The sequence below is a fragment of the Chelatococcus sp. GCM10030263 genome, from assembly GCF_042666455.1.
Classification (GTDB): domain Bacteria; phylum Pseudomonadota; class Alphaproteobacteria; order Rhizobiales; family Beijerinckiaceae; genus Chelatococcus.
The window spans coordinates 813559-840193 of record NZ_JBHTDB010000005.1 but is presented as its reverse complement, the minus strand read 5'-3'; the positions used below and the strand labels follow the sequence as shown (position 1 = coordinate 840193).

The 26635-nt window shown below is 66.4% G+C and carries 23 protein-coding genes; 15 read left to right on the top strand and 8 right to left on the bottom strand.

Annotated features, from left to right (window positions below):
- Positions 1 to 32: 32 nt before the first annotated feature.
- Genes ACFQU1_RS14080 through ACFQU1_RS14070 form a run of 3 tightly spaced genes read left to right on the top strand, consistent with a single transcriptional unit; the run spans position 33 to position 2940 of the window.
- On the top strand, positions 33 to 935 hold the full coding sequence (locus ACFQU1_RS14080) for a polysaccharide deacetylase family protein (protein WP_378133531.1): 903 nt from the start codon (positions 33 to 35) through the stop codon (positions 933 to 935).
- A 30-nt stretch (positions 936 to 965) separates the two neighbouring features.
- A complete protein-coding gene (locus ACFQU1_RS14075; protein ID WP_378133529.1) occupies positions 966 to 2000 on the top strand; it encodes an ABC transporter substrate-binding protein in 1035 nt (344 codons plus the stop codon).
- A gap of 40 nt (positions 2001 to 2040) precedes the next feature.
- Positions 2041 to 2940 (top strand): polysaccharide deacetylase family protein, encoded by a 900-nt coding sequence (locus ACFQU1_RS14070; RefSeq protein WP_378133527.1) that lies wholly within the window; start codon positions 2041 to 2043, stop codon positions 2938 to 2940.
- A gap of 192 nt (positions 2941 to 3132) precedes the next feature.
- Here ACFQU1_RS14070 and ACFQU1_RS14065 read toward each other — a convergent pair whose 3' ends face one another.
- Positions 3133 to 3354, bottom strand: a complete 222-nt coding sequence (locus tag ACFQU1_RS14065) for a hypothetical protein (protein ID WP_378133525.1) — start codon at positions 3352 to 3354, stop codon at positions 3133 to 3135.
- A 305-nt stretch (positions 3355 to 3659) separates the two neighbouring features.
- On the opposite strand from ACFQU1_RS14065, the gene ACFQU1_RS14060 reads away from it, so the two are divergent.
- The 8 genes from ACFQU1_RS14060 (at position 3660) to ACFQU1_RS14025 (ending at position 12207) form a co-directional block, all read left to right on the top strand.
- The gene (locus ACFQU1_RS14060) at positions 3660 to 4364 is read left to right on the top strand and encodes a glutathione S-transferase family protein (RefSeq protein ID WP_378133524.1); all 705 of its coding nucleotides are present in this window, start codon (positions 3660 to 3662) and stop codon (positions 4362 to 4364) included.
- A 250-nt stretch (positions 4365 to 4614) separates the two neighbouring features.
- Complete coding sequence (locus ACFQU1_RS14055; protein WP_378134057.1) at positions 4615 to 5592, top strand: substrate-binding domain-containing protein; 978 nt, start codon at positions 4615 to 4617, stop codon at positions 5590 to 5592.
- A 1-nt stretch (position 5593) separates the two neighbouring features.
- On the top strand, positions 5594 to 7093 hold the full coding sequence (locus tag ACFQU1_RS14050; RefSeq protein ID WP_378133522.1) for a sugar ABC transporter ATP-binding protein: 1500 nt from the start codon (positions 5594 to 5596) through the stop codon (positions 7091 to 7093).
- A complete protein-coding gene (locus tag ACFQU1_RS14045; protein WP_378133520.1) occupies positions 7090 to 8031 on the top strand; it encodes an ABC transporter permease in 942 nt (313 codons plus the stop codon). Before ACFQU1_RS14050 ends, ACFQU1_RS14045 begins: the two co-directional genes overlap by 4 nt.
- Positions 8028 to 8978, top strand: coding sequence for an ABC transporter permease (locus ACFQU1_RS14040; RefSeq protein WP_378133518.1), 951 nt, complete (start codon positions 8028 to 8030; stop codon positions 8976 to 8978). The genes ACFQU1_RS14045 and ACFQU1_RS14040 overlap by 4 nt, the downstream gene beginning before the upstream one ends.
- Positions 8979 to 8981: 3 nt before the next feature.
- The gene (locus tag ACFQU1_RS14035) at positions 8982 to 10016 is read left to right on the top strand and encodes a LacI family DNA-binding transcriptional regulator (protein WP_378133516.1); all 1035 of its coding nucleotides are present in this window, start codon (positions 8982 to 8984) and stop codon (positions 10014 to 10016) included.
- Positions 10013 to 11062: a sugar phosphate isomerase/epimerase family protein gene (locus tag ACFQU1_RS14030; protein ID WP_378133514.1), complete on the top strand. Its 1050-nt coding sequence runs from the start codon at positions 10013 to 10015 to the stop codon at positions 11060 to 11062. Before ACFQU1_RS14035 ends, ACFQU1_RS14030 begins: the two co-directional genes overlap by 4 nt.
- The gene (locus ACFQU1_RS14025) at positions 11059 to 12207 is read left to right on the top strand and encodes a Gfo/Idh/MocA family protein (RefSeq protein WP_378133512.1); all 1149 of its coding nucleotides are present in this window, start codon (positions 11059 to 11061) and stop codon (positions 12205 to 12207) included. Before ACFQU1_RS14030 ends, ACFQU1_RS14025 begins: the two co-directional genes overlap by 4 nt.
- Before the next feature lie 45 nt (positions 12208 to 12252).
- Here ACFQU1_RS14025 and ACFQU1_RS14020 read toward each other — a convergent pair whose 3' ends face one another.
- Positions 12253 to 12744 (bottom strand): Lrp/AsnC family transcriptional regulator, encoded by a 492-nt coding sequence (locus tag ACFQU1_RS14020; RefSeq protein WP_378133510.1) that lies wholly within the window; start codon positions 12742 to 12744, stop codon positions 12253 to 12255.
- A gap of 377 nt (positions 12745 to 13121) precedes the next feature.
- Between ACFQU1_RS14020 and ACFQU1_RS14015 the strand changes: the two genes are divergently transcribed.
- From ACFQU1_RS14015 to ACFQU1_RS14005, 3 genes are all read left to right on the top strand, one after another.
- Entirely contained in the window at positions 13122 to 13640 is a 519-nt protein-coding gene (locus ACFQU1_RS14015; RefSeq protein ID WP_378133508.1) for a cysteine dioxygenase, read from the top strand.
- A gap of 275 nt (positions 13641 to 13915) precedes the next feature.
- Positions 13916 to 14443 (top strand): winged helix DNA-binding protein, encoded by a 528-nt coding sequence (locus tag ACFQU1_RS14010; protein WP_378133506.1) that lies wholly within the window; start codon positions 13916 to 13918, stop codon positions 14441 to 14443.
- Positions 14444 to 14464: 21 nt separating this feature from the next.
- Positions 14465 to 18064, top strand: coding sequence for a hydantoinase B/oxoprolinase family protein (locus ACFQU1_RS14005; RefSeq protein ID WP_378133504.1), 3600 nt, complete (start codon positions 14465 to 14467; stop codon positions 18062 to 18064).
- Positions 18065 to 18248: 184 nt separating this feature from the next.
- Here ACFQU1_RS14005 and ACFQU1_RS14000 read toward each other — a convergent pair whose 3' ends face one another.
- The 6 genes from ACFQU1_RS14000 to ACFQU1_RS13975 all read right to left on the bottom strand — a co-directional run bounded on the left by ACFQU1_RS14000 (position 18249) and on the right by ACFQU1_RS13975 (position 25270).
- Positions 18249 to 19154 carry an MBL fold metallo-hydrolase gene (locus ACFQU1_RS14000; protein WP_378133502.1) on the bottom strand — a complete coding sequence of 302 codons (906 nt, stop codon included), beginning with the start codon at positions 19152 to 19154 and terminating at the stop codon, positions 18249 to 18251.
- A gap of 13 nt (positions 19155 to 19167) precedes the next feature.
- Entirely contained in the window at positions 19168 to 19962 is a 795-nt protein-coding gene (locus ACFQU1_RS13995) for an SDR family NAD(P)-dependent oxidoreductase (protein ID WP_378133500.1), read from the bottom strand.
- A 12-nt stretch (positions 19963 to 19974) separates the two neighbouring features.
- Complete coding sequence (locus ACFQU1_RS13990) at positions 19975 to 21144, bottom strand: zinc-dependent alcohol dehydrogenase (RefSeq protein WP_378133498.1); 1170 nt, start codon at positions 21142 to 21144, stop codon at positions 19975 to 19977.
- A gap of 172 nt (positions 21145 to 21316) precedes the next feature.
- A complete protein-coding gene (locus tag ACFQU1_RS13985; RefSeq protein ID WP_378133496.1) occupies positions 21317 to 22414 on the bottom strand; it encodes an ATP-dependent DNA ligase in 1098 nt (365 codons plus the stop codon).
- 10 nt (positions 22415 to 22424) lie between these two features.
- The gene (locus ACFQU1_RS13980; RefSeq protein WP_378133494.1) at positions 22425 to 24395 is read right to left on the bottom strand and encodes a cytochrome C oxidase Cbb3; all 1971 of its coding nucleotides are present in this window, start codon (positions 24393 to 24395) and stop codon (positions 22425 to 22427) included.
- On the bottom strand, positions 24392 to 25270 hold the full coding sequence (locus tag ACFQU1_RS13975) for an SDR family oxidoreductase (RefSeq protein ID WP_378133492.1): 879 nt from the start codon (positions 25268 to 25270) through the stop codon (positions 24392 to 24394). The genes ACFQU1_RS13980 and ACFQU1_RS13975 overlap by 4 nt, the downstream gene beginning before the upstream one ends.
- A 174-nt stretch (positions 25271 to 25444) precedes the next feature.
- On the opposite strand from ACFQU1_RS13975, the gene ACFQU1_RS13970 reads away from it, so the two are divergent.
- On the top strand, positions 25445 to 26635 hold the full coding sequence (locus tag ACFQU1_RS13970; RefSeq protein WP_378133490.1) for a serine hydrolase domain-containing protein: 1191 nt from the start codon (positions 25445 to 25447) through the stop codon (positions 26633 to 26635).

The following is a 26635-nucleotide window of genomic DNA, read 5'->3' as shown; positions in this document are numbered from 1 at the left end:
TCCCAATAGATCGCAAGGATTCGATCCCACCCATGCTGCCGAAACACAACCGGTACGACTATTCGCCGATTTTCGAACGCCCTGATTACGCCTGGCCGGACGGCAAGCGCCTTGCCTTCTGCGCCGTGACTAATCTCGAGGTTTATGCCTATCGCAAGGGCACCGGCTGGGACCCCGCCAAGATGGGCGAGCCGCAGAACCAGCGCAACTACGCCTGGCGCGACTACGGCAATCGCGTCGGCGTCTGGCGACTGTTCGATATGTTCGACAAGCTCGGCCTGCCAGCGGCGCATAACATCAACTCGCTGCTCTATGATGATCATCCACAGATCTTCGACCGTATTCGCGCGCGCGGCGACGAGATCATCGGCCATGGCCGCACCAACGCCGAGCGACAGGGCGATTTGTGGGAGCTCGACGAGCAGCGCCTGATCGACGACGTGACCGAGACGATCCGCCGGAACGAAGGCAAGCCGCCGAAAGGCTGGATGGGACCGGCTGCATCGGAGAGCAACACGACCCCGGACCTCCTGAAGGAGGCCGGCTACCGCTATGTCATGGACTGGCCGGCGGACGATCAGCCATTCTGGCTCAAGACGCGCGCGGGGCCGCTCCTTTCCGTGCCCTATCCGGCGGAGCTCAACGATTCCGCCTCCATCATCCACCGGCGCAACACCCCCGAGCAGTTCGCAGACATGATCGTCGCCCAGTTCGACGAGATGGTCGAGCAATGCGCGGATCAGCCGCTGGTCATGACCGTTTCGCTGCACGCCTTCGTCATCGGCCAGCCCTTCCGGTTGCCGGCACTGCGCCGGGCGCTGACCCACTGCGTCGAACACCCGAAGCGTGACCGCGTGTGGTGGACGACGCCGGGGGCAGTCGCCGACTACTGCTATGAACTGCCCCCCGGGATCGTGCCCGGCTCGAACTTGTAAGTATTCCATCAGAAAATAATAGAGGGGATCATGAAGAAAACTGTTCTGACAATCGCTGCCTGCCTTGGCCTTGCCACTTCCGCGGCAGCTCAAGGCGTCGAAAGCCCGCATGTGAAGATGACGCTCGACTGGGCTTTCCAGGGCCCGCAGTCGGTCTATCTCTTCGGTGCCGAAAAGGGCGAGTTCAAGAAGGAAGGCATCACCATCACCATCGACCGGGGCAGCGGCTCGGGCGATGTCATGACGCGCGTCGCTTCCGGCGCCTATGACTTCGGCTGGGCCGACATCGCGACGATGGTCAAGTTCAACGCCGAAAATCCCGAAAAGAAGCTCATCGCCATCTATGTCACCGGTGGTAATTCCCCGCTCGCCGTCATCACCGTCGACGGGCGCGGCATCAAGATGCCGAAAGATCTCGAAGGCAAGACGCTCGGTGCGACGCCCGGCAGCGCCGCCTACGCGCTCTTCGACATCTTCGCCGCCGATGCCGGCTTTGATGCCAAGACGATCACCTGGCAGCAGCTCAGCGGGCAACTGCGCGAGCCCATGATGGTGCGCGGCGACGTCGCCGCCGTCGCGGGCTTCACCACTTCGAGCATCATGAGCGTCGTCGAGCTCGGCACGCCGCTGGAGAAGGTCGTCACACTCCGCTACAACGACTATGGCGTGAAGCAGTATGGGACGGCTATCGTGACGCGCCCCGATTATATCGCCGCGAATCCGAAGACGGTTGCCGCAATGGTGCGCGCCATCAACGCCTCCTTCAAGGGCGCGATCGCTGACCCGAAGGCCTCCGTCGCGGCGATCAAGGCGCGCGATCCGCTGGCGAAGCTCGACACGGAATGCCTCCGCCTCACCGAGGGCCTGCAGACGCTTACCTTGACGGATGAGTTCAAGAAGAACGGCATCAGCAGCATCGATGATGCGCGCATGAACGCCTCGATCAAGGAGATCCTGACAGCATACAAGATCAAGACCGACGTGCCCCTCGACAGCGTCTTCACCAAAGCTTTCCTGCCGCCGCAGGCCGAGCGCACGCCCCCGGCCCTCGGCTCCTGTTCATGACCACAGCCGACGAGCACGCCTAACACAAAGGACTCCGGACATGACCTCCACTATCGGCCACTCGCTGCGCAAGCGCCTGCCCTATAGCCCGATCCATGCCCGCCCGGCGCTATCCCTGCCCGGCGGGGCGCGGGTGGCCGTATGGACGATCGTCAATGTGGAGAACTGGAGTCCCGAGGCGGCGATGCCGCGCACCGTCCTGCCGCCGCCGATGGGGCAGCCGCTGCTGCCGGACCTGCCCAATTGGGCCTGGCACGAATACGGCATGCGCGTCGGCTTCTGGCGCTTCGTCGAGGCGCTTTCGTCGCGCGGGCTCAAGGCGACCTTTGCGTTGAACGGCTCGGTCTGCGAGCTCTATCCCGAAGTTTGCGCCGCCGCCCGCGACGCCGGCTGGGACTTCATGGGCCACGGCTTCGTGCAGCGGCCCATGCACAAGGTGGAGGACCAGCGCGCCGCCATCGGCCAGACGATCGAGGCGATCCGCGCCTTCACCGGCAAGCTGCCGCGCGGCTGGGAAAGCCCCGGGCTTACCGAGACGGACGACACGCTCGATTTCCTGGCGGAGGCCGGCATCGAATATGTGGCCGATTGGGTGCTCGACGACCAACCCGTTTCGCTTGCGACACGCGCCGGGCCGATCGTCTCCGTGCCCTATACGGTCGAGATCAACGATGTGGTCATCAGCGCGGTGCAGCAGCAGCCCTCCGACGAGATCCTGCGGCGCGGCAAGGACCAGTTCGATCGCCTCTACCTGGAGGGAGCCAAGGCGCCGCGCGTCATGGCGATCTCCATCCACCCCTATCTCACCGGCGTACCTCACCGGATCAAATATCTGGAACAACTCTACGACTATATCCTCGGCCACGAGGGCGTGGTGACGTGGACAGGCGCCGAGATCCTCGACTGGTACAAGGCCGAGGCTGCCAAGACGGCTGGGTAAGCGATCTCTCGATGTGTGATTGGTGACCGCAAGTCTTGCCCCCTTCCAAATCGCCGAGGCGTGTGATCGGCATTCCGGCCGATCGGAAATGGCAATATGCGGATTCTTCTGCGCCGAAGCACCTGGCGCATCTCTGCGTCAGGTACCGGAGCTTCAAGCGCTCGCTCATGTGACCGCGAGCTGCTGATTATCTCAGACGAACAACTTCAGTATTTCGGGTGCGACCCAACAGACAAAACCTAAGGCCAAGGAGCCGATCGCCGCGCCGGCAGGCCCGCCGACGCAGGCTCCACCGGCCGCCCCAGCCATGGCTCCGCCGGTCATTGTTACGTCTGCAAACAAATCGATCACATTATGAATAATGCTTTGTCCGCCACCAGCCATTTGTAATTCATCGAGAGACAATTCACGCATGGAAATTCTCCCTAGTAATCCTCAGTAACGAGGAGGATATCTTACATCATCATGGAAGTGCCTTCGATATCGGATTCTGATGATTTTGTTGTAAAATGCGCCATCTTTCTAAATATCTTAGGATCAAGTGAAATCACTAGATCCTGCGGGAGTCGAAGGCGCATTGAGCTTACGTCGGCGATCGCGCCATGCTCGGGCTGGTTCCACTCGACACATGACTCTCGAAGCTTCCGGGAGCTCTTGAACAGTCCATGCCGGTTCTGGTGAGATCGGCTATGCCACTAACGCTGCAGGAGCAGTCGAGCATGCCCGCCTCCCTCACCCTTTACGAACTCGCAGGTGCCGATCCGGAGCTCCGCTTCAGCCCGCATTGCTGGAAGACGCGCATGGCACTCGCCCATAAGGGGATTGAGGCCGAACGGCGCCCCTGGCGCTTCACGGACAAGGAGGACATCGCCTTCTCCGGCCAGGGGCTGGTGCCCGTTCTGGTCGACGACGGCGAGGCCGTCAGCGATTCCTGGCGCATCGCGGAGCATCTCGAAAGCCGTTACCCCGACCGGCCCTCCCTCTTTGGTGGCGAGGCTGCGCAGCCCGTGAGCCGCTTCGTCAATAGCTGGGCGGACAGCGTGCTCGTGCCGGCGATCTCACGTGTCATTCTCATCGATATCGACGGCATCATCCACGAGAAGGACCGCGATTATTTCCGCAGTTCGCGCGAACAGCGCTACGGCATGCGCCTCGAGGAGGTCGTGAGCGACCGGGAGGCGCGGCTCGCCGAGCTCGGGCGCGCGCTCGCGCCCTTGCGGACGATCCTGCGCCATCAGCCCTTCATTGCCGGCAACAGCCCGCTTTATGCGGACTACTGCGCCTTCGGGCCCTTCATGTGGGCGCGCTGCGTGAGCACCACGGAGCTTCTTGCGCCGGATGACCCGGTTTTCGCCTGGCGCGAGCGGCTGCTCGACGCCTTCGAGGGACTGGCGCGGTCGGCTCAGAGCGCTCAGGCGGGTTAGGCGATACAATTGGTTAGAGCAACGGAGTGTTCGTTCCTTTGAGCTGGGGCGACCGTCCATCGCTCTATGCGCGCTCCCCTCTCCCCGCGGACGGGGAGAGGTGAACCGGTGCCGACCAAAGTAGCCTTGACGGGCCGTGCAATCGATTACATCCTGGCATCTGCGTCCAAAATGAACGACGAGGGAGGTAACGATGACCCGCAGCGGTGCCACGCGCAGGGCCGTACTCGCAACGGCCGCCATATTCGCCATGGGAGGCGCTGCCAGCGCCCAGCAGTCCTTCAAGATCGGCCTGTCGAACGGCTGGGTGGGCAGCGAATGGCGCACCCAGATGATCGAGGAAGCGCAGGCCGCGGCCGCCGCCTGGAAGGATCGCGGCGTCAATGTCGAGGTCGTGGTGCAGAGCTCGACGGTCGACGTGCAGGGCCAGATCGGCCATGTGCGCAATTTCATCAATCAGGGCGTCAACGCCATCATCGTCAATCCGAACAGCCCGACCGCCTTCAACCCGGTCTTCGCCCAGGCCAAGGCGCGCAACATCCTGGTCGTCGCGACCGATGCGGAGATCGCCTCCAAGGACGCGATCTATGTCGGCATCGACCAGAAGGACTGGGCGGTGAAATCCGCCGAATGGCTCGCCAAGACCCTGAACGGCAAAGGCAATGTCGTCACCATCAACGGCATCGCAGGCAACCCGGCGAACGAGATGCGCGTCGCCGGCTATCGCGAGGTCTTCGCGAAATATCCGGACATCAAGATCCTGAACCAGGCCAATGCCGATTGGGACCAGGCCAAGGGCCAGCAGACGATGCAGAACCTGCTCGCCACCTATCCCACGATCAACGGCGTCTGGGTGCAGGACGGCATGGCCGACGGCGCCTGGCGCGCCATCGAGGCAGCCGGCAAGAAGAACGACATCGCCGCGACCGGCGAGATCCGCAAGGACTTCCTCACCCGCTGGGCCGAGCAGAAGCTGAATTCCGGCGCCTCGGTCAATCCGCCCGGCGTCATGGCCTCGGCACTCAATGTCGCCGTGCTCCGCCTCATGGGCAAGGAGTTCAAGGACGGCATCTTCAAGGGGCCGAACGGCAATGCGATCTATATCCCGATCCCCTTCGTCGACAACACGAACCTCGCCGAGGTGCTGAAAGAGGCCGAAGGCAAGCCGGGCTATTGGTCGGTGACGGCGGTCGTCACCCCCGACGAGGCGCAGCAGTATTTCAAGTAAGATGGCGCTTCTCGAGGCGAAGGGCGTCGGCAAGCGCTTCGGCGCCGTCGTCGCCCTGTCGGATGGCCGCCTAACGGTCGGCGAGGGCGAGATCCACGCCCTCATCGGTGCGAACGGCTGCGGCAAGAGCACGCTCTGCAAGGTGATCGCCGGGGCCGTCGCGCCGGATGCGGGCGCGATCGTGATCGGCGACGGTCCGGTCCGGTTCCGCAGCCCGCGGGACGCGGAGCGGGCGGGCATTGCCCTGTTCTATCAGGAGCTCAGCCTCATCCCACAGCTCAGCGTCGCGGCCAATATCGGGCTCGGCCACGAGCCGCGCACGGCGCTCGGCTTCGTCGACCGGACGCGGCTCGGGGCGGAGGCGCGGGAGTTGATCGCGCTGTTCGCCGGCGTCGCCGGGGCTGAGCTCGCGCCCGACGCCATCGTCGCGGATTTGACGCCCGACCTGCGGCAGATCGTCGAGATTCTCAAGGTGCTCGCCCGCCGGCCTCGCCTCATGATCATGGATGAGGCAACGGCCGCGCTCGACGGGCGGCAGGCGGAGCGGCTCTTCGAGATCCTGCGGGCACGCAAGGCCGAGGGCGTCTCGACGCTGATGATCTCCCACCGCCTCGACGAGGTCTTCGCGGTCGCCGACCGCATCACCGTGATGCGCGGCGGCGCGACGGTCGCAGAGCTTGCGACCGCCGAAACCGAGCGCGATACGGTGGTGCGACATATGATCGGCAGCGCCGCGGTGCATCCGGCGGCGCAACGCCGGACGCCCGCCGCGGCCGCCCAGCCCCGCCTCATCACTGAGGATGTCGCCAATGCCCGCGTGCGCGGCGTCTCGCTCGCAGTGGCCCCCGGCGAGATCGTCGGGCTCGGCGGTCTGCAGGGCCAGGGCCAGTCGGCGCTGCTGCAGGGCCTCTTCGGGGCGCTGCCCTTCTCGGCCGGTCGCGTCACCATCGAAGGCGAGCCGGTAACCCTCCGCCGCCCGGCCGATGCGATCCGCCGCGGTCTCGCCTATGTCTCCGGCGATCGGGGCCGGGACGCGGCTTTCGCCGGCCGCTCGATCTTGGAGAATCTCGCCGCCGCCGTGCTCGTGCGCGAACGGTCGAAGCTGGTGCGGCCGCGCGCGCTCACGCCACGCCTCACGCAAGTCGCCGAAAGCCTGAAGACCAAATATGCCGGGCTCGATGCGGCGATCGGCACGCTCTCCGGCGGCAACCAGCAGAAGGTCTTCATCGCGCGCTGGCTCGCCGCCGCGCCGCGCGTGCTCCTGCTCGACGACCCGACCAAAGGCATCGACCTCGGGGCCAAGGCCGACCTCCTCGCCATCATGCGCCGGCTCGCCGACGAAGGCGCCAGCATCCTCCTCTATTCGTCGGAGGATGCCGAACTCCTCGAGTGGTGCGACCGCGTCATCGTCTTCAACGCCGGCCGCGTGGTCGCGGAACTCCGGGGCGCGACGCTCGACCATTTCCATCTGACGCGCGCGGCTTACGGAGAAGCGGCATGAGCGCGGCATTGCGCGACAAGCCCTGGCTGATGACGCTCGCCGCACTTCTCGTGCTCGTCGCCGTCAACACGGCGCTGCAGCCCTCCTTCGTGCAGCCCTCCGTGCTGCAGTCGAACCTCACCACCTTCCTGCCGCTCGCCCTCGTCGCCATCGGTCAGACCTATGTTGTGCTCGGCGGCGACATCGACCTTTCGGTCGGCGCCATCGCCGCGCTCGTCAATGTGGTCACCGTCACGGTCATCGCCGCGGTCGGCGGTGACGGCCTCGACGCCATCTTCATCGGCATGGCGGCCGGCCTCGGTACCGCGATCCTCTGCGGCCTCGTCAATGGTGTTCTCATCGCCGTGCTCCGGCTGCAGGCGATAGTCACTACCTTCGCAACCGCCATCGTCTTCGCCGGCACCGCGCTTTTCGTGCTGCCCCAGGCGGGGCTGCCGGTGCCGGAAGCCTATTGGCGGAGCTACGGCACGACCGTCCTCGGCCTCCCCGTCGTGCTCCTCATCCTTCTCGCCGGCGTCGCCTTGGCGCTCGTGTTGGGGCGACGGCCCTATGCGACGCATCTCCTCGCGGCGGGCGGCAGCCGCACCGGCGCCTTCCAGACGGGGCTCAGGGTCGCACCCATCCGGATCGGCGCCTTCGTGCTTTCGGCCTTCTTCGCCGGCATCGCCGCGCTGTGCCTGACGGGCGAGACGGCGAGCGGCGATCCGCTGCTTGGGCAGACGCTGGCGCTCGCCTCCATCTCCGCCGTCGTGCTCGGCGGCACGGCGCTCTCGGGCGGCTCGGGCGGGCCCATCGGCTCCGTTCTCGGCGCGCTCGTCCTCGGCATGATCGGCAATGTCATCTTCTTCGCCGGCCTTCCCTTCGCCTGGCAGACGCTGGTGCAGGGGCTCATCGTGCTCGCCGCGCTCGCCGGCGGCATCCTGGTGACGCGGCGATGACGCGCGACCTCCTCACCAATCCGCTCACCTTGGCGGGCGGCGCCATCCTCGTGCTCCTCCTCATCGGCGAGACGCTGTCACCGGGCTTTGCGAGCGGCGAGCAGATCGTACGGCTGCTCACGGTCGCCGCCATTCTCGGCATCGTCGCGGCGGGGCAGAACCTCGTCATCCTCGGCGGGCGCGAGGGCATCGATCTTTCGGTCGGGCCGATGATCTCACTCGGCGCCGTCATCGCCGGCAATGTGATGAGCGGCGATGACGCCGCCATCCTGCCGGCGGTCGTCGCCGCTGGCGCCGCGACATTCCTCATCGGCCTCGTCAACGGCATCGGCGTGACCGTCGTCCGCATTCCGCCGCTCGTCATGACGCTCGGCATGACGGCGATCCTGCAAGGCGGGCTCGTCGTCTATTCGCAGGGCGTGCCTTCGGGCAATGCGGCGCCGGCGCTGATGGCCTTCATCAACCGGCCGCTCGTTGCAGGCATTCCCGGCATACTTATCGTCTGGGCCGTCATCACCGCCGCCCTCACCTTTCTGCTGCGGCGCACTTCCTTCGGGCTCGCCGTCTATGCCATCGGCGCCAACGAGCGTGCTGCGATGCTGGTCGGCCTGCCCGTGGGCCGCATCCGCTGCATGCTCTACGGCCTTTCCGGCCTCCTTGCCGGCCTCACCGGCGTCTGCGTCATCGGCTATACCGGCAATTCCTTCATCAGCGTCGGCGATCCCTACGTGCTTTCGTCGATCATCGCGGTCGTCATCGGCGGCACGTCGCTCGCCGGCGGCGCCGGCGGCTATAGCGGCACGGTGCTCGGCGCCATCGCCCTCGTCCTGCTGCAGAGCGTGCTGACGACCTTGCAGCTCGAAAGCTACGGCCGGCAGATCATCTTCGGGCTTACCCTCCTCGTTCTCATGCTGCTCTACGGGCGGCAGACACGGCTGAGGGTCTGAGCTGTGCCCGCGCCGACCATCGCCACCGTTGCGGAACTCGCGGGCGTTTCCACCGCGACCGTCTCGCGCGCCCTGCAGCGGCCGGACAAGGTGCAGCCGCAAACGCGCGAGCGCGTGATGGCGGCGGTGCGCGCCACCGGCTTCGTGCCGAATTCGCAGGCGCGGAACTTGCGCAGCCGCGCGAGCCGCACGGTCATCCTGCTCGTGCGCGACATTTCGAACCCCTTCTATCTCGAGATCTACAAGGGCGTCGAAGAGGCCGCGGTCGAGGCAGGCTACAAGGTGCTGATGGGCGATGCCCGCAACGACGACGAGCGCATCCAGCACTATATCGACATGGTGCACGCCCGCCACGCCGATGGGCTCATCCTGATGGTCGGCCGCTTTCCCGAGGTGCTCAAGGCCGAGCTCGGACGCCTGCCGCCGATCGTCATCGCCCTCGAGACCTTTCCCGACCTTTCCCTGCCCTTCGTGAAGATCGACAATGTGGCCGCCGCCGCCGAGGCGGTGGAGCACCTCGTTGCCCTCGGGCATCGGCGCATCGCCCATATCACCGGACCGATGCCCGAGACGCTCGCCGTCGACCGCCTCGCCGGCTATCGCCGGGCGCTTGCCGCCCATGGCCTTGCGCCAGACGAGGCGCTCGTGGTGCAAGGCGATTTCGGCCTCGCCGCCGGCCGCGCGGCCGTGCGCCGGCTGTTCGAGACCGGCACCGATTTCACCGCGATCTTCGCGGCGAGCGACCAGATGGCGGTGGGCGCCGTCAGCGAGCTGCGCGCCAGGGGCCTTGCCGTGCCGGACGACATCTCCGTCGTCGGTTTCGACGACATTGTGCTGGCGGATGCCTTCGAGCCACCGCTCACGACGATCCACCAGCCGCGGTTCGACATCGGCCGGCAAGCTATGGCACGAATGATCGGCCTTCTGGCGAAAGAGCCCGGCGGCGAGGATGTCGTATTTGCAACACGGCTCGTCGTGCGCGGCTCGACGGGACCCGTGAAAAGCGATTTTCAACTGAAGCGGAGGCGGCGACCATGAAGGGACCTGCGATTTTCCTCGCCCAGTTCGTGGGCAATACCAGCCCGTTCGATTCCCTCGATGGCCTTGCCGGTTGGGCCGCCGGCCACGGCTATGTCGGCGTCCAGATTCCGACCAACGATCCGCGCCTGATCGACCTTAAGCAGGCCGCCCAGTCCAAGGCCTATTGCGACGACCTGCTCGCAAGGCTCGACCGGCATGGGCTGAAAGCAACGGAGCTCTCGACCCATCTGCAAGGCCAGCTCGTCGCGGTGCATCCGGCCTATGACGTCCTCTTCGACGGCTTTGCGCCGCCGGAACTCCACGGCAAGCCGGCAGAGCGCCAGGCCTGGGCGGTGGAGCAGATGAAGCTCGCGGCGAAAGCCTCCCGGAACCTCGGCCTCACGGCGCATGCCACCTTCTCCGGCGCGCTCGCCTGGCCCTATATGTATCCCTGGCCGCAGCGCCCGGCTGGCCTCGTGGACGAGGCCTTCGCCGAGCTCGGCAAGCGCTGGCGGCCGATCCTGGATGCCTTCGAGGATGCCGGGGTCGATGCCTGTTTCGAGATCCATCCGGGCGAGGACCTGCACGACGGCGTGACCTTCGAGCGTTTCCTGGAGGCGGTCGGCGATCATCCACGCGCCGCAATCCTCTACGATCCCTCGCATTTCGTGCTGCAGGCGCTCGACTATCTCGCCTTCATCGACATCTATCACGCGCGCATCCGCGCCTTCCACGTGAAGGATGCCGAGCTCAATCCGACCGGCCGCTCAGGCGTCTACGGCGGCTACCAGGGCTGGGTCGACAGGCCCGGCCGCTTCCGCTCGCCGGGCGACGGGCAGGTCGATTTCGGCGGCGTATTCTCCAAGCTCACCCAGTACGGCTATGAGGGCTGGGCAGTCGTCGAATGGGAATGCGCGCTGAAGGATCCCGAACAGGGCGCGTCCGAGGGGGCCGACTTCATCCGCCACCATATGATCCGCCGAGCCGCGAAAGCCTTTGACGATTTCGCGGCGAGCGGCGCCGACACGCTGGCCAACCGCAAGATCCTGGGGCTCGGCCAATGAGCCGGCGCATCAGGCTCGGCATGGTGGGCGGCGGCGAAGGCGCCTTCATCGGCGCGGTGCATCGCATGGCCGCCCGCCTCGACGACCACTACGAACTTGTCGCCGGCGCCCTTTCCTCCACGCCGGAGAAGGCGATGCGCTCTGGCGAGGCGCTCGGCCTCGATCCCGCCCGCATTTATTCCGACTTCGAGACCATGGCGAAGAAGGAGGCCCGCCGGCGCGAGAGCATCGAGGCGGTCGCCATCGTCACACCCAACCATATGCATGTTCCGGCGGCGCTCGCCTTCCTGAAGCGCGGCATCCATGTGATCTGCGACAAGCCGCTGGCCACAAGCCTCAAGGAGGCGCTGTCGCTGCGCCAGGCGGCGGAGAAGGCTGGCGTCGTCTTCGCCGTGACCTACAATTATTCCGGCTATCCGATGGTGCGCCATGCGCGCGCCATGGTGGCGGGCGGCGAACTCGGCGAAATCCGCGTCATCCAGGTGGAGTATCCCCAGGAGTGGCTGACGGAGCCGATCGAGCGCACCGGCCAGAAGCAAGCGGAATGGCGCACGGACCCGGCGCGCTCCGGCGCGGGTGGGGCGATCGGCGACATCGGCACCCATGCCTTCCAGCTCGCCCATTTTATTTCAGGGCTCATGCCGAGCGAACTCTCGGCCGAGCTGACCACCTTCGTGCCCGGCCGCCGGCTCGACGACAATGTCCAGGTGATGATGCGCTACGAGAGCGGCGCGCGCGGCACGCTCTGGGCGAGCCAGGTAGCGCCCGGCCATGAGAACGGCCTGAGGATCCGCATCTACGGCGAGAAGGGCGGCCTCGAATGGGCGCAGGAGCACCCGAACCAGCTCAAATACTCACCCTTCGGCGAAGCGCCGCGCATCATGGCGCGCGGAACGTCCGCCGCCAATGACGCGGCGGCCCGCGTCACGCGTGTCCCCTCGGGCCATCCGGAGGGTTATCTCGAAGCCTTCGCGACCCTCTACACCGAAGTGGCCGAGGCGATCCGCGCGCGGCGGTCGGGCGCGCCGATGCCGAAGGTCGTCGAGTTCCCGACCATTGCCGACGGCGTCGCCGGAATGGCCTTCATCGAGGCGGCCGTGACGTCATCGCGCAACAATGGCCGCTGGACGAAGCTGAAGGTGTGACGCGTCGCGCGGCCCTGCGGACCACTGCCTGACCAACTGTCGCGATCAGGACACCTCCGCGAAGCCGAGCGGGATTTCCGTGGTCGATTTCAGCTCCTCGATGGCGAACATCGAGGTGACGTCGCTCAGATCGACGGTCGAGATCAGCTTCTTGTAGAGCACGTCATAGCTCTGCAGGTCGGGCACATGCGCTTTGAGCAGATAGTCGATCTCGCCGCTCATCCGGTAGAAATCCACGATCTCGGGGATGTTCTTCACGGCCGCCGCAAAGCGCTCCAGCCACTCGGCATTATGCTGGTTGGTGCGCACGGCGATAAAAACGGTAACGCCGACATTCAGCCGCTGGCGATCGAGAATCGCGACGCGCCGGCGGATGACGCCGGCTTCTTCGAGCTTCTGAATGCGCCGCCAGCACGGCGTCGGCGAGAGCCCGACCTTGGCCGCGAGCTCGGCAAGCGGCTGCGCCGCATCCTGCTGCAGCTCACGCAAGAGCTTCAGGTCGAAGGCGTCGAATTTCGGCTTTTTCGTAGAAGGCACGGGTTCTCTCTGGCTGTGGTCGCTTTTCTATGAGGTGTGGGCACGGGCTCCAGTGCCGTCATCCCCGCCTCGTGCCCGAAATCGGGTGCTCCCGATTGGCGTAAGGCGGGGAACTCGGGAACACCCGAGTTCCCATGATCCAGATCGGGAGCGGAGCGCCTCCCAGATCAGGATTCCGGGACAAGCCCGGCCATGACGCCGGAGACTTCCAGGAGCGTATCATTTGTTCATAGAACGCCTTATTGGTCAAACATGTACCCGTTTCCAGCACTAGCGCGCAAAATTTTTCTCACCACGGACATAGGTACGCAAAACTTCGCAAACCAATTCTCGCTGAGCGGCCTTAGCCTGCGCTCATCCAGACGAACGGGTGGTGCATGGCCGATATCCAGCAAGCGACCGAGACGGGCCTCCTCGAACGGCTGAGCGCCGCGAGCCGCGGCACGGCCTCGGACTATCTTGCGAGCGCCCGCGCGGTGCTGGAACGGCTCGTTGCAAAGCCCGGCCTGCTCGACGGCGTGGACCTCGTGCGCAAGCCCGGCACCTATGCGCGCAACCTCTTGTTCGGCGACGATGAGATCAGTGTCTGGGCGATCGTTTGGATGCCGGGCGCCCGGACGTGCATTCACGATCACCATTGCTCGTGCTGCTTCGGCGTCCTCTCCGGACACATCCGCGAGATCCGCTTCCGTGCCATCAACGAGCGCCAGGCCGTCATGAACGGCGAGAAGCTCCGCCAGCCCGGCTATATCGCCTGCATGCTGCCGAGCGGGCCGAACATCCATCAGATGATCAACGACACGGACCAAGAGGCGATCTCGCTGCATATCTACGGCTTCGACCACCGGCAGCACGCCTCCTCAGTTGACCGCGAGTATCAGCTCGCGGCGCTGTAGAGGTTAGCTCCAGCTGTTCAGTCGGTCATCCCGGAAGCCGCGATAGCGGCTGTCCGGGATCCAGAACCGACGCCGCTGGAGGTCTGATGCCGCCGATCGCCGCGGCCTAATCCCAAGCCACATCGGTTCTGGATCCCGGGCTCCATGCTCCGCACGGCCCCGGGATGACCAGTTGCTGCAAGGTGCGTAGCCCGCTCGCCACGATTGCGAGCACGCCAACAATATGCCAATAAGATATCGATAAATTCACAACGTCTATTCTCAAGGGCCTCGCCATGCCGGCTCGCCAGGAAGATCCGCTTCACCAGCCGATCGTCTCCTCCGCCCATCTGGCGGCGGGGGCCTCGCCGGCGCTGTCAGAGGTCGAATTCGGCCTGATCCTCGCCGTCCACGCCTTCGAACGCTGGATGGTGCGCTGCATGGCGGCGGCCGGGGTGCCCAATCTCGCCCCCCTCGACATCCTCATCCTGCACAGCGTGCGCCATCGCGATCGGCCGAAGTCGCTCGCCGACATCTGCCTCATCCTCGATATCGAAGAGACGCACGTCGCCTCCTACGCCCTGAAGAAGCTCGAGGCGGCCGGCCTCGTCGCCATCGGGCGCAAGGGCAAGGAGAAGACGGTGACGGCAACCGAGGCGGGGGTCGCGATCTGCAGCCGCTATGCGGCCATCCGCGAACAACTGCTCGTCAAGCCCTTGCGCTCATCCGGCCCGTCCGAGGCCATGCTGTCGGATGTGGGCGAAGTGCTCCGGGCGCTCTCGGGCTATTACAATCAATCGGCGCGGTCGGCGGCGACCGTCTGACGGCACAGCGTGGGGATTTCCATGGCGCGTTCACAGTGGGACTTCTGGATCGATCGCGGCGGTACCTTCACCGATATCGTCGCGCGGCGGCCGGATGGGCAGCTCGTCGCGCATAAGCTCCTGTCGGATAATCCGGAGGCCTATCGCGACGCCGCCATCCAGGGCATCCGCGAGCTGATGGGCGCACCGGCAGGCGCGCCGATCCCGTCGGCCGACATCGCCGCGGTGAAGATGGGAACGACCGTCGCGACCAATGCCTTGCTCGAACGCAAGGGCGCACCGACCGTGCTCGTCATCACCCGCGGCTTCCGCGACGCGCTGCGCATCGGCTACCAGGACCGGCCGGACATCTTCGCCAAGCATGTCGTCAAGCCGGACCAGCTTTATGGCCACGTGGTCGAGGTCACTGAGCGCGTGCGCGCCGACGGCACGGTCGAGGCCGCGCCCGATCTCGATGCGGTGCGCAGCGATCTGGAGGCGGCACGCGCGGCGGGCGCGGAGGCCTGCGCCATCGTCTTCATGCATGCCTATCGCTATCCGGAACACGAGCAGGCGATCGCTGCGGTGGCGCGTTCCGTCGGCCTCAGTCAGGTGTCGGCGAGCCACGAGGTCTCGCCGCTGATGAAGCTCGTCGGCCGTGGCGACACCACCGTGGTCGATGCCTATCTCTCGCCGATCCTGCGCCGCTATGTGGACCAGGTCGCGGCCGAGCTCGACACGGGCGATGGCAAGACGCGGCTGATGTTCATGATGTCGTCGGGCGGCCTCACCGACGCCGGGCTCTTCCAGGGCCGCGACGCCATTCTCTCCGGCCCTGCCGGCGGTGTGGTCGGCTGCGTCGAAACCGCCAAGCTCGCCGGCTTCGAGAAGGTCATCGGCTTCGACATGGGCGGCACCTCGACCGACGTGTCGCATTTCGACGGCGAATACGAGCGCACCTTCGAGACGCAGGTGGCGGGCGTGCGCATGCGCGCGCCGATGATGCTGATCCATACCGTGGCGGCCGGCGGCGGCTCGATCCTGCATTTCGATGGCGCGCGCATGACGGTGGGGCCGGATTCGGCCGGCGCCAATCCCGGCCCCTGCTGCTATCGCCGCGGTGGGCCGCTCGCCGTCACCGACGCCAATGTCATGGTCGGCAAGCTCCTGCCGGAGTTCTTCCCGAAGATTTTCGGGCCGGAACGCAACGCGCCGCTCGACACGGAAGCGGTGCGACGCGGTTTCGAAGCGCTCGCTGGGGAGATCGGCGACGGGCGTGCGCCTGAGGCGGTGGCCGATGGCTTCATCCGCATCGCTGTCGAGAACATGGCGAATGCCATCAAGAAGATTTCCGTCCAGCGCGGCTACGATGTGACGGACTATGCCTTGCAATGCTTCGGCGGCGCCGGCGGCCAGCATGCCTGCCTCGTCGCCGACGTGCTCGGCATGAAAGCCGTGCTCATCCACCCCTTCTCCGGCCTTCTCTCCGCCTATGGCATGGGCCTCGCCGATATCCGGGCCACCCGCCAGCGCACGGTGGAGGCGCCGCTCGACGGCCAGGGCGTTGCGGCGGCGCAGGCCGCGCTCGACGAGGCAGCGCAGGCCGTCCGCAACGAGCTCATCGGCGAGGGTGTCGCGGCGGAGGACATCACGATCCACCGGCGGCTCCATGTGCGCTATGCCGGCACCGACACCTCGCTGATCATTCCCTTCGGCGACGTCGGCGAAGCGACCGCCGCCTTCGAGGCCGCACACCGCACGCGCTTCGGCTTCGTCGATCGCACGAAGGCCCTCGTCATCGAGGCGATCTCGGCGGAAGCCGTCGGCGGCGGCACGGAAATCGCCGAGGAGGACCGGCCGCTGACGGAAGCCGCGCCGCTCGCCTCTGAGACGACGCGCTTCTTCTCCCAGGGCGAATGGCACGAGGCGCGCGTCTATCGCCGCGAGGATCTGGCCTGCGGCCAGCGCATCGCCGGCCCCGCTCTCCTCATCGAGCCGCATCAGACGATCGTGCTCGAACCCGGCTGGGCGGGCGAGATCACGGCCAAGAACCATCTTCTGCTGACGCGCAGCGAGGCGGCGCGGCGCGCGCCGGCGGTCGGCACGGAGGCCGATCCCGTCCTGCTCGAAGTCTTCAACAATCTCTTCATGTCGATCGCCGAGCAGATGGGGGTTACGCTCCAGAACACCGCCTATTCGGTGAATATCAAGGAGCGGCTCGATTTCTCCTGCGCCGTCTTCGACGCGGAGGGCCAGCTCGTGGCCAATGCGCCGCATATCCCGGTGCATCTCGCGTCTATGGACAAGTCGGTGGAGAGCGTCATCCGCGCGCACGGCGCGACCATGCGGCCGGGCGACGTCTTCGTGATCAACGCGCCCTATAACGGCGGCACGCATCTGCCGGACATCACCGTGGTCACGCCCGTTTTCGACGACCCGGGCGAGCGCATCCTCTTCTATGTGGCGTCGCGCGGCCATCATGCCGACGTCGGCGGCGTCGCGCCGGGCTCCATGTCGCCGCGCGCCACCACCATCGAGGAGGAAGGCGTCTATATCGACAACTTCAAGCTCGTGGACCAGGGGCATTTCCGGGAGAAGGAGCTCGTCGCCCTGCTCACCGGCGCCAAATATCCCGTCCGCAACGTTGTCCAGAATATCAATGACTTGAAGGCGCAGATCGCCGCGAGCGAGCGCGGCATCACCGAATTGCGCAAGATGATCGCGCATTTCGGCGAGGACGTCGTGCACGCCTATATGCGCCACGTGCAGGACAATGCGGCCGAGAGCGTACGGCGCGTCATCGACACGCTGGACGATTGTGAATTCACCTTGGAAATGGACCAGGGCAGCGTCGTCCAGGTGAAGATCACGGTGGACCGCGCGCGCCGCGAGGCGACCGTCGACTTCACCGGCACCTCACCGCAGCGCCCGGACAATTTCAACGCGCCCGCGCCGGTGACGCGGGCCGCCGTGCTCTATGTCTTCCGCGTGATGGTGGAAGGCAATATTCCGATGAATGCCGGCTGCCTCCGGCCCATCCGCATCGTCATCCCCGACGGCACGCTGCTGTCGCCGCGCTATCCGGCGGCGGTCGTCGCCGGCAATGTCGAGGTGAGCCAGATCGTGACGAACTGCCTGTTCGGCGCGCTCCAAGCGCTTGCCGCCGCCCAGGGCACGATGAACAATCTGACCTTCGGCAACGACACCTACCAGTATTACGAAACGATCTGTTCCGGCTCGCCGGCGGGTCCGGGCTTCGACGGCACCGGCGGCGTGCATACGCATATGACCAACACCCGCCTCACCGACCCAGAGATCCTCGAATTCCGCTATCCAGTGGTGCTGGAGGACTTCCACCTCAGGCCGAATTCCGGCGGGCGCGGCCGCTGGCGCGCCGGCGACGGCACGTCGCGCACCATCCGCTTCCTGGAGACGATGGAATGCGCGATCCTCTCCTCGCATCGCCGCGTGCCGCCCTTCGGCGTCAAGGGCGGCGAGCCCGGCGAGGTCGGGCGCAATAGCGTGCGGCGCCTCGACGGGCGCATCGAGATGCTCGGCGGCTGCGACCAGACGACGGTCCAGGCGGGGGAGGCGGTGACGATCGTCACCCCGACCGGCGGCGGCTACGGGGCGAGGGAATAAGGGCGGCTGCGTTCTGGCGAGACACTTACGTCATCCCGGAAGGCGAGCGCAGCGAGCCTGTCCGGGATCCAGAACCGATGCGGGACAACACAGGACCGCGACACCCAATAGCTTTAAACGACATCGGTTCTGGATCCCGGGCTCCATGCTTCGCATGGCACCGGGATGACCAAATCAACAGCTCTCACCCATTCGGATCGCAATAGGCGCTCGCATCCTCGGCGCGCGCGGGCTTGTCGATGTAGCGCCCCTGGCGCGGCACGGCGATCTCGTCGAAGCGGCTGGCGAGTTGACGGAGCGCGGCAAGCATCTCTGCCCCGCGCATGGGCTCGCCATGGCCCGTGATGACGAGTTCCGGCGCGAGCGCCGCGAGCACGGCAACTGAATCGCCCGCCTTGTCCCATTCTACGGTGTAATAAGTCGGCGGGCCGTGCATCTCGGGCTTCTGGACGGCGACTGCATAGGCGGATTCCTGCGCGGTGGTGATGAAGGCGTCACCGGCGATGAGCGTGCGGTCGGCCGCGCGCCACAGCGACACATGGCCGACGCTATGGCCGGGCGTGTGGATCCAGCGCCAGCCGGGCATGCCCGGAACATCGCCATTAGCCGGTAGCACCTGAAGGCGCGATCCGACGTTGACCGGCCCACGCGGATAGAGCCGCGCGGCCAAGGCCATGGCGCCGCCGCCGACGGTCGGGTCACCCGGCGGATAGGAGGCGCTGCCGTCGAGGTAAGGCAGTTCGAGAGGATGCGCATAAACGGGAACGTCCCACTCTGCCGAGAGCGTCTCCAAGGCGCCGACGTGGTCGAAATGGCCGTGCGTCTGGACGATGGCGCTCGGGCGAGCATTCGCGCCAAAGCGCTCCGCCGCGGCGTTCCGGATGAAACCCGTGGTCGCCGGCAGCCCCGTGTCGATCAGCACCCAGCCGCGATCCCCCGCGCCGGGTGGCCCGAAGAACACCACATTGACGATGGCGAGGCGGCGATAGGCGAGATCCGGCGCGATCTCGTGGGTGTTGTCGTCGCGCGCCGCGTCGAACGTGGGATCAAGCGCGCTCGCGCCGTCGGACAGCGGGATCTGTTCGACCATCTCAAGCCCCCGGTTACGAGCTCTTGCCCGAGCCCGGCGCCGCCATCTTGCGGTGCTGCTCGGCCAAGATGCCGGGCGGCATGATATTGGCGAGCGTCGTCTGCAGCTTGTTCTTCCAGCCGCTGACCACGTCGCCCTCCCCGCTCATCATGGCGTCGAAACCGGCCTTGGCGACGACGGCCGGATCGTCCTTCTTCGCCTGGCCGACCTCGGTGTCGAGCATCTCGGCGCGGCGGAAGAACTCGGTGTCGGTCGGCCCGGGCATCAGCACGGAGACGGTCACCTCCGTGTCCTTCATCTCGTTGCGCAAGGCGAAGGCGAAATTGTCGAGGAAAGCCTTGCTCGCATTGTAGACAGCCTGGAAGCTGCCGGGCATGTAGCCGGCGATCGAACCGGTGATGAGGATACGGCCCGCATTGCGCGCCCGCATGTCGCGGCCGATCTTGTGGATGAGATAGACCGTGCCGGTGACATTCGTGTCGATGACTCGGCGGACTTTGGCAAAGTCCTGGTCGAGGAAGCCCTTGCCGAGGCCGACGCCGGCATTGGCGAGGAGCGCATCGACCGGCCGGCCGAGCCTGCGGACCGCATCGTAAAGCCTGTCGACGCCTTCGAGCGTGGCGAGATCCGTCTCGACGGCTTCGGTCATGGCGCCCAGGCCGCGGAACTCCTCGGCGGCTTGGTTGATCGTGGGCTCATCGGCGGCAACGACGAGGTCGAAGCCGTTCGTCGCGCAGATCTTGGCGAGCTCATAGCCGATGCCGGTGGAGGCGCCGGTGACGACGGCGAGGGAACGCGCTTCGGTCATGGGATAATCTCCTCAGGGCTTCATCACCACCTTGATGCAGCCGTCCTTCTTGTCGCGGAATGTCTTGTAGAGCTCCGGCCCGTCCTCCAGCGTCGCGCGGTGGGTGATGACGAAGGACGGATCGATCTCACCCTGTTCGATGCGCTCGAGCAGATGTGGCAGGTAGCGCTGCACGGGGGTCTGGGCCATGCGGAAGGTGAGACCGCGGTTGATGGCCGAGCCCATCGGGATCTTGTCGAGAAAGCCGCCGTAGACGCCGACGATCGAGACCGTGCCGAAGTTGCGGCAGCAATGGATCGCCTGGCGCAGCACATGCGGCCGGTCGGTGCCCATGAAGGTCGCGACCTTCACGCGGTCGACCACGGCATCGAAACCGCTACCGCTGTCGGGCTCAGTGCCGACCGCATCGATACAGGCATCGGCACCGCGACCGTTGGTCAGGTCCTGGATGCGGTCGTAGATGTCGTCCTTGCGGAAATCGAGCGTCAGCGCGCCGGACGATTGGGCGAGCGCAAGCCGCTCCGGCACCGTGTCGATGGCGATCACACGCTCCGCCCCGAGCAGGAAGGCGCTCTTGATCGCCATCTGGCCCACCGGCCCGCAACCCCAGATGGCGATGGTGTCGCCGGGCTGGATATTGCAGAACTCCGCCGCCATGTAGCCGGTCGGGAAGATGTCCGAGAGGAACAGCACCTGTTCGTCGCTGAGCCCCGTCGGCACCTTGATCGGCCCCACATCGGCGAAGGGCACGCGCAGATATTCGGCCTGCCCGCCGGCATAGCCGCCGAGCAGATGCGAATAGCCGAAAAGACCGGCGGGCGAGTGCCCCCAGAGCTTCTCGGCCATTCCCTTATTGGGGTTGGAGCGTTCGCAACCGGAAAAGAAGCCGCGCTTGCAGAAGAAGCATTCCCCGCAGGAGATCGTGAAGGGCACCACCACCCGGTCGCCCACCTTGAGGCTCTTGTTCTCCGGGCCGACCTCGACCACCTCGCCCATGGATTCGTGGCCGACGACGTCGCCCCCTTCCATGGTCGGCATGACGCCGTCGAAGAGGTGGAGATCCGACCCGCAGATCGCGCAGGCGGTCACCTTGATGATGGCGTCGCGGCCATGCTCGATCTTCGGATCGGGCACGCTCTCGCAGCGAATATCCCCTTTGCCGTGCCAGGTGAGTGCCTTCATGGTGTCCTCTCGTCGATCGACGTGGTGGCGCGGACTCAGGCCCGGCCCTGTGGTGCTGGCGAGGGCCGGGGGCCGCCAAGCAATTGCGCAGTCGAGGCTTGTTCTAAGAGGCGGCGACGGCCGTCACTTCGCTTAACGCGAGGGTAGAGGGGCAGTTCCCGCAAGATGATCGTCAGCCGTCGAGCAGGACAGCGGCGCGCGGCGGGGCGATCTGCTCGAAGGTGCATTGCCGCGGCGCCTTGTCCGGGCGCCAGCGCACGAGCTTCGTGCCATGCCGGAAGCGGCGGGCGGTGACCTGGTCGAAGCGCACCTCGACGACGAGCTCCGGACGCAGCGGCTTCCATTCGCCGGAGCGCTCCGTGCTCCAGCGGCTCGGCCCGCCGGGCGTCTTGCCGGTAAAGCCGGGCGGCGCACGCAAGGCATCGAGCCTCTTCGTCAGGGCAGGTCGCTCGGCATCGCTGATCGTCGCGGTGAAGCCGACGTGATTGAGTTTGCCCTCGTCGTCGTAGAGCCCGAGCAGCAGCGAGCCGACGAGCCTGCTCTTGGACTGGTAGCGAAAGCCGCCGACGACGCAGTCCGCCGTGCGTGCCCGCTTCACCTTGACCATGGCGCGCTCGCCCGGCTCGTAAGGGCCGTCGCGGCGCTTGGCGACCACACCGTCGGTCGGGCCCTCGCCGGAGGCGCCGAGCCAGCCCTCCGCCTTGGCCCGGTCGCGCGTCTGCGGCGAGAGCACCAGTCGTTTCGGAAGAGCGGCACCGGCCATGAAGGCTTCGAGCGCCCGGCGGCGTTCGCTGAGCGGCTCGTCGAGCAGCGTCCGGCCGTCCGGCGCGACCAGCATGTCGAAGGCGATGAAGCGCGCCGGCGTCTCGCCCGCGAGCTTGCGGATGCGGCTTTCGGCCGGATGAAGGCGCATCTGCAAGGCATCGAAGGCGATCCGCCCGTCGATCTCGACAACGAGTTCGCCGTCGATGACGAACCGCTCCGCTTGCACCTCGCGAAGCAGGGCCACGACCTCCGGGAAGTAGCGGCCGAGCGGCTTGCCCGATTTGGCGCGCAGGTCCACCGCCTCCCCCGCCTTGAAGGCGAGGCAGCGGAAGCCGTCCCATTTCGGCTCGTAAAGCCAGGCGCCATCGTCCGGGGGCAATTCGTCGGCCGTATGCGCCTCCATGGGCGGCGTCGCGAGCGGCAGCGGGAACGGCGCGATGTCGGCGGAAGCGAGCTCGGCCTTCGCGGTCTTGGCGGCAGGTGCCTGGCTCGGAGCCCGCGCCATCGCCTTCCTCCTAGTTCGCCCGGGGTGGATCGGTCGTCAGCCGGTCCACCGAGAGGAGATAGGCGACAAGTGCTGCCTGGTCCGCCGGGCTGAAGCCCGCCCCGGCGTCCACCCAGAAGGCATGGCCCTCGCCTGTGACATGGCTTGCGACAGCTTCAGGCGAGCCCTTGTTGGCATTGACGACACGTGCCCGCCGTTCCCGGTCGACGAGGGCGACCAGGCTGTTGCGCGGATTGGGCGCCTTGCCGGCGAGAAAGGTGCCGGCCATACCGAGATCGCGCTCGGGATCCGGGCCGACCGCCACGCCCCCGTCGTGCAGGTAAGGCGCGGACCAGGCGAGCCCCAGGAGGTTCGGCACCTTGTAGCCGCCGTTCGTACCGCCATGCGCCCAGGCCAGCTTCACCTGTTCCGCTTTGTCCTCATCCATGGGGATGGGCACCGTGCGGGCACCGGCGGTGGCCTTGGTCGGCGTGTCCGGCGCAAAAAGCTGGGGCGCTGCGATCGTCGGCTCCGTCTTGGCGAAGGATTTGGCGCGGGTCGGCTCCGTCCCGATCTCTTCGACCGGCAGAACGCGATTATTGGTGAGCGCCGGGCCGCTGTGGCAGCTCGTGCAGCCGGCGCGCTCGAAGACGGCCCGCCCAACCGCGACGTCGGCGGGCGGCGCATGGGTCGGCGGCGGCCTGAGACTGTTCTGGAAAGGCGAGATGGCATTGATCGAATGGCCGACCGGCTCGTCCGGATTGGAGGCGAGGAGGCCGTTGGTCGTCACGTAATTGGCGCGCGGATAGCTCGGCAGGACGGCATAGCGGTTGATGCCCGGCGTGCCGGGGGTCGGGTCGGCCGCCGCCAGCACCGCCGAGGGCCGGCCGCTGCTCGCCGGATCGTAGCGGAAGCGAGGGTTGGGGGCGTCTTGCAGCAGGATGCCGAGATAGACTTCTGGATCGAGGCCAAACAGTTGCGGCGCCGCCGCAAATTGCGCCGTCTCGTCGGAATTGAGGCCGTGCACGTTGTTGTTGAGCGCCGACAACCCGCGGAAGGGACCGATGCCAGCGTGGCCGCTCCAGCCGTAGGGCTGGCCCATTGCCGTGAAGCTCGACGGGATCGAGGTCGGGTTGTTGACGAGATCGGGGCTCGAGTCGAAATTGCCAGGCGGCCAGCTCGCCAGCATGCTGCTCACGACCCGGCGGACGGCCTCGGGCTCCGGCAGCCGCTGCTTGTTGCCGGTGCTCGTCGTGACCGTACGACCGGCGTCGGTCATGAAGGGCTCGAAGGACTTCACGCCGGCATGGATGAAATAGGCGGCGGGATTGGACGAAATCGCCAAAAGCAGGCCGACATTCAAATTGGTGTTCGGAGCCCCTTCCACGACTTTGCCGCTGCGGCCATCGACCGTCGCGTGACAGACGGCGCAGGCGATCCCCATGCGCACGGTGCCGCGGTCATAGACGACGCGCACGCCGAGCGGAAAAAGGCCGCCCTTCGGCACGTCGAGACCGGTGGAGATCAGCGTGCCCTTGGCGAGAACACGATCCCCGACAGGCACATCCTTTGCGAGCCGCACCTTGAGATCGTTGGTGCCATTGCCGGCGAGCGTAACGAGCGCTTTCGTCACTTCCCAAATGCTCAAACCGCCATCCAGCATGCCGACGACATCGGTGAGGAAATATTCGTTGCCGTAAGTCTCGCGATAGAAGGCGTCGCGGCCCAGGCGGATGACGTCGGCATTGATCGGAATGGCGCCGGACGCGGGCGAGAGGAGGCGCCGCCCCTCGGGCGTTTGCTGCAGGCTCGCTGCCTCCGACTGGCTGACCATGCGCCCGAGCACGTCATAGGCCTGATCGATCGGGATCCCGTCCGGGTTGGCGAGTTCATCGCGCGACGGCAGCGGCGCATATTCGACGTGGAGGATGAAGGCCAGGGCGACGAGCACGAGGGCGACGCCGCCAAGGCCGAGGAGAAGGCGCCGGCGCATGCGCTTCATGCCCCTCCCGAGCGGGTATCGGCCCGTTCCGGCTTCAAGCCGAGGAAGCGCTCCATGCTCCAGTCGAGAACGCGTTTCGGCAGGCTGCGCGCGCCGACCTGCTCGATCAGCGGATGGCGGGCGGGCGAATAGCGCAACCGCGGACGTGGCGTGGTCAGGGCATGCCAGACGGCTTCAGCCACGCTCTCGGCCGGCAGGCCGGACCGGTGGCCGTTTTCCACCATCATGCCGACGCCACGGTCGAAGGCGGCCGCATAATCCGTATGGGCATAGCGCCCGATGGTCCGGGCGAGCTTGTCCCACACCGGCGTGTCGACCAGCGCCGGGCCCATGATGATCACCTTGATGTCATAGAGCGCCATCTCGCGGCGCAGCGCCTCGGAGAAGCCTTCTATGCCGTGCTTGGAGGCGACATAGGCGGCGGCGAAGGGCTGGCCGATCTTGCCGCCGATGGACGACATATTGACGATGCGGCCGGGCGGGCCCGTCAGCGTCCGGTCTGTGCCGAGCAGCGGTGCGAAGGCGCGCGTAACCCAGAACAGCGACAAAAGATTGGTCTCGATCTGCTCCCGGATCTCGTCGGCCGGCTGGTGGAGTACGGGACCTGCGATGCCGACCCCGGCATTGTTCACCAGCCCCGACAGTCTCTCGCCGGCAAGCATCGCGCGCACCCGGTCCGCCTCGGCAGCGACCGCCGCCTCGTCGCGCACGTCGAAGACGAGCGGCACGAAGCGCTCGCCGAATTCGGCGGCGAGCCGTGCACCGTCTTCCGGCCGGCGCACGCTGCCGAACACCCGCGCTCCATTGCGGATTGCGAGATGGGCCGTCGCACGACCGATCCCGGACGATGTTCCGGTAATCACGACAGAGCGCATCGCTTGTCCCTGCTTGCGCGGCGCGGGCGCGGGCCGGCGACCGATTGAGACGCCAGGACGGAACGCGAGCTATTCTCGATCGTTCCCCAGGAAGCCCGGCAACGCCCTCACGCTTGCCGGGGTCGACCTTTTGATCGAAACGGCTCTCCAGTCGTTCCGGAACCCGGCGCGTTGATGACAAGACCACCAGACCTCGAGGGCTATGCGGACGGTCCCTTCGCCCGCCTGGCCGATGTTTTTCGCACCGGCTTCCAGAAGCGGGGAGAGCTCGGAGCAGCCTTCTGCGTCTATCATCGCGGGCAGAAGGTCGTTGACCTCTGGGGCGGCCAGCGCGATTCAGCGTCCGAGGCGCCGTGGCGAGAAGATACGGTCGTTCCCGTGTTCTCGACGGGCAAAGGCATTGCCGCCATCGCCTGCGCGCTCGCACGGGCGCGTGGGCATTTCTCCTTCGACGATACCGTCGTCGCGCACTGGCCGGCCTTCGCCCAGAATGGCAAGGAAGCGATCACCGTCCGCGATCTGCTCGCCCACAAGGCCGGACTCGTCCTTTTTGGGCGAAGGCTCAACCGCAGCAATCTCGGCAATCCCGCCACCGTCGCCGGTGTGCTGCAGGAAATGTCCCCGCTTTGGCCGCCCGGCCGAGCCTGGGGCTATCACATCGCAAGCTTCGGGCTTCTCGTCGGCGAAATGATGCGCCGCACCGACCCGCTCCGGCGATCGCTCGGTCAGTTCTTCGACGAGGCTCTGGCCGCGCCGCTCGGGCTAGCCTTCCAATTCGGATTGCCGGCGGCCATCCCGGACGAACGGATTGCCCGAATAGTCATGCCGAAGACGCTGCAAATCTGGCAAGGGCTACGACAGGCACCCTACGGGCTTGCGGCTCAGGCCCTCAACCCCTTTTCGCTGCTGCACCGAGCCGGCCGGGAAATCATCGACATGGACATGAACGACCGCCGGTGGCTCGCCAACGAATTCCCCTCCGCGAACGGCATCGGCGAGCCGCGCGCCATCGCCCGGCTCTATTCCTGCCTGGCGACAGACGGCGCGGAGCTCGGGATCGGCAAGGAGGTCCTGGCCGAGCTCACGGCAGAGCCCGCCGTGCCGCAGGACGGGCCACGGGACCGGCTGATGGGTGTCGACTCGCTCTGGCATCTCGGCTTCATGCGGCCGACCGCGGCCTTCCCGTTCAGCCCCTCGCCAAGGGCTTTCGGCATGCCGGGGCTCGGCGGGTCCTTCGGCTTCTGCGATCCCGACCGCGAGATCGGCTACGCCTATATCCCCAACCGGCTCGGCGCCCTGCCCTTCAACGACCCGCGCGAGCGAAGCCTGCGCGAGGCGCTCTACGCCATCCTCGACAGGCTCTGA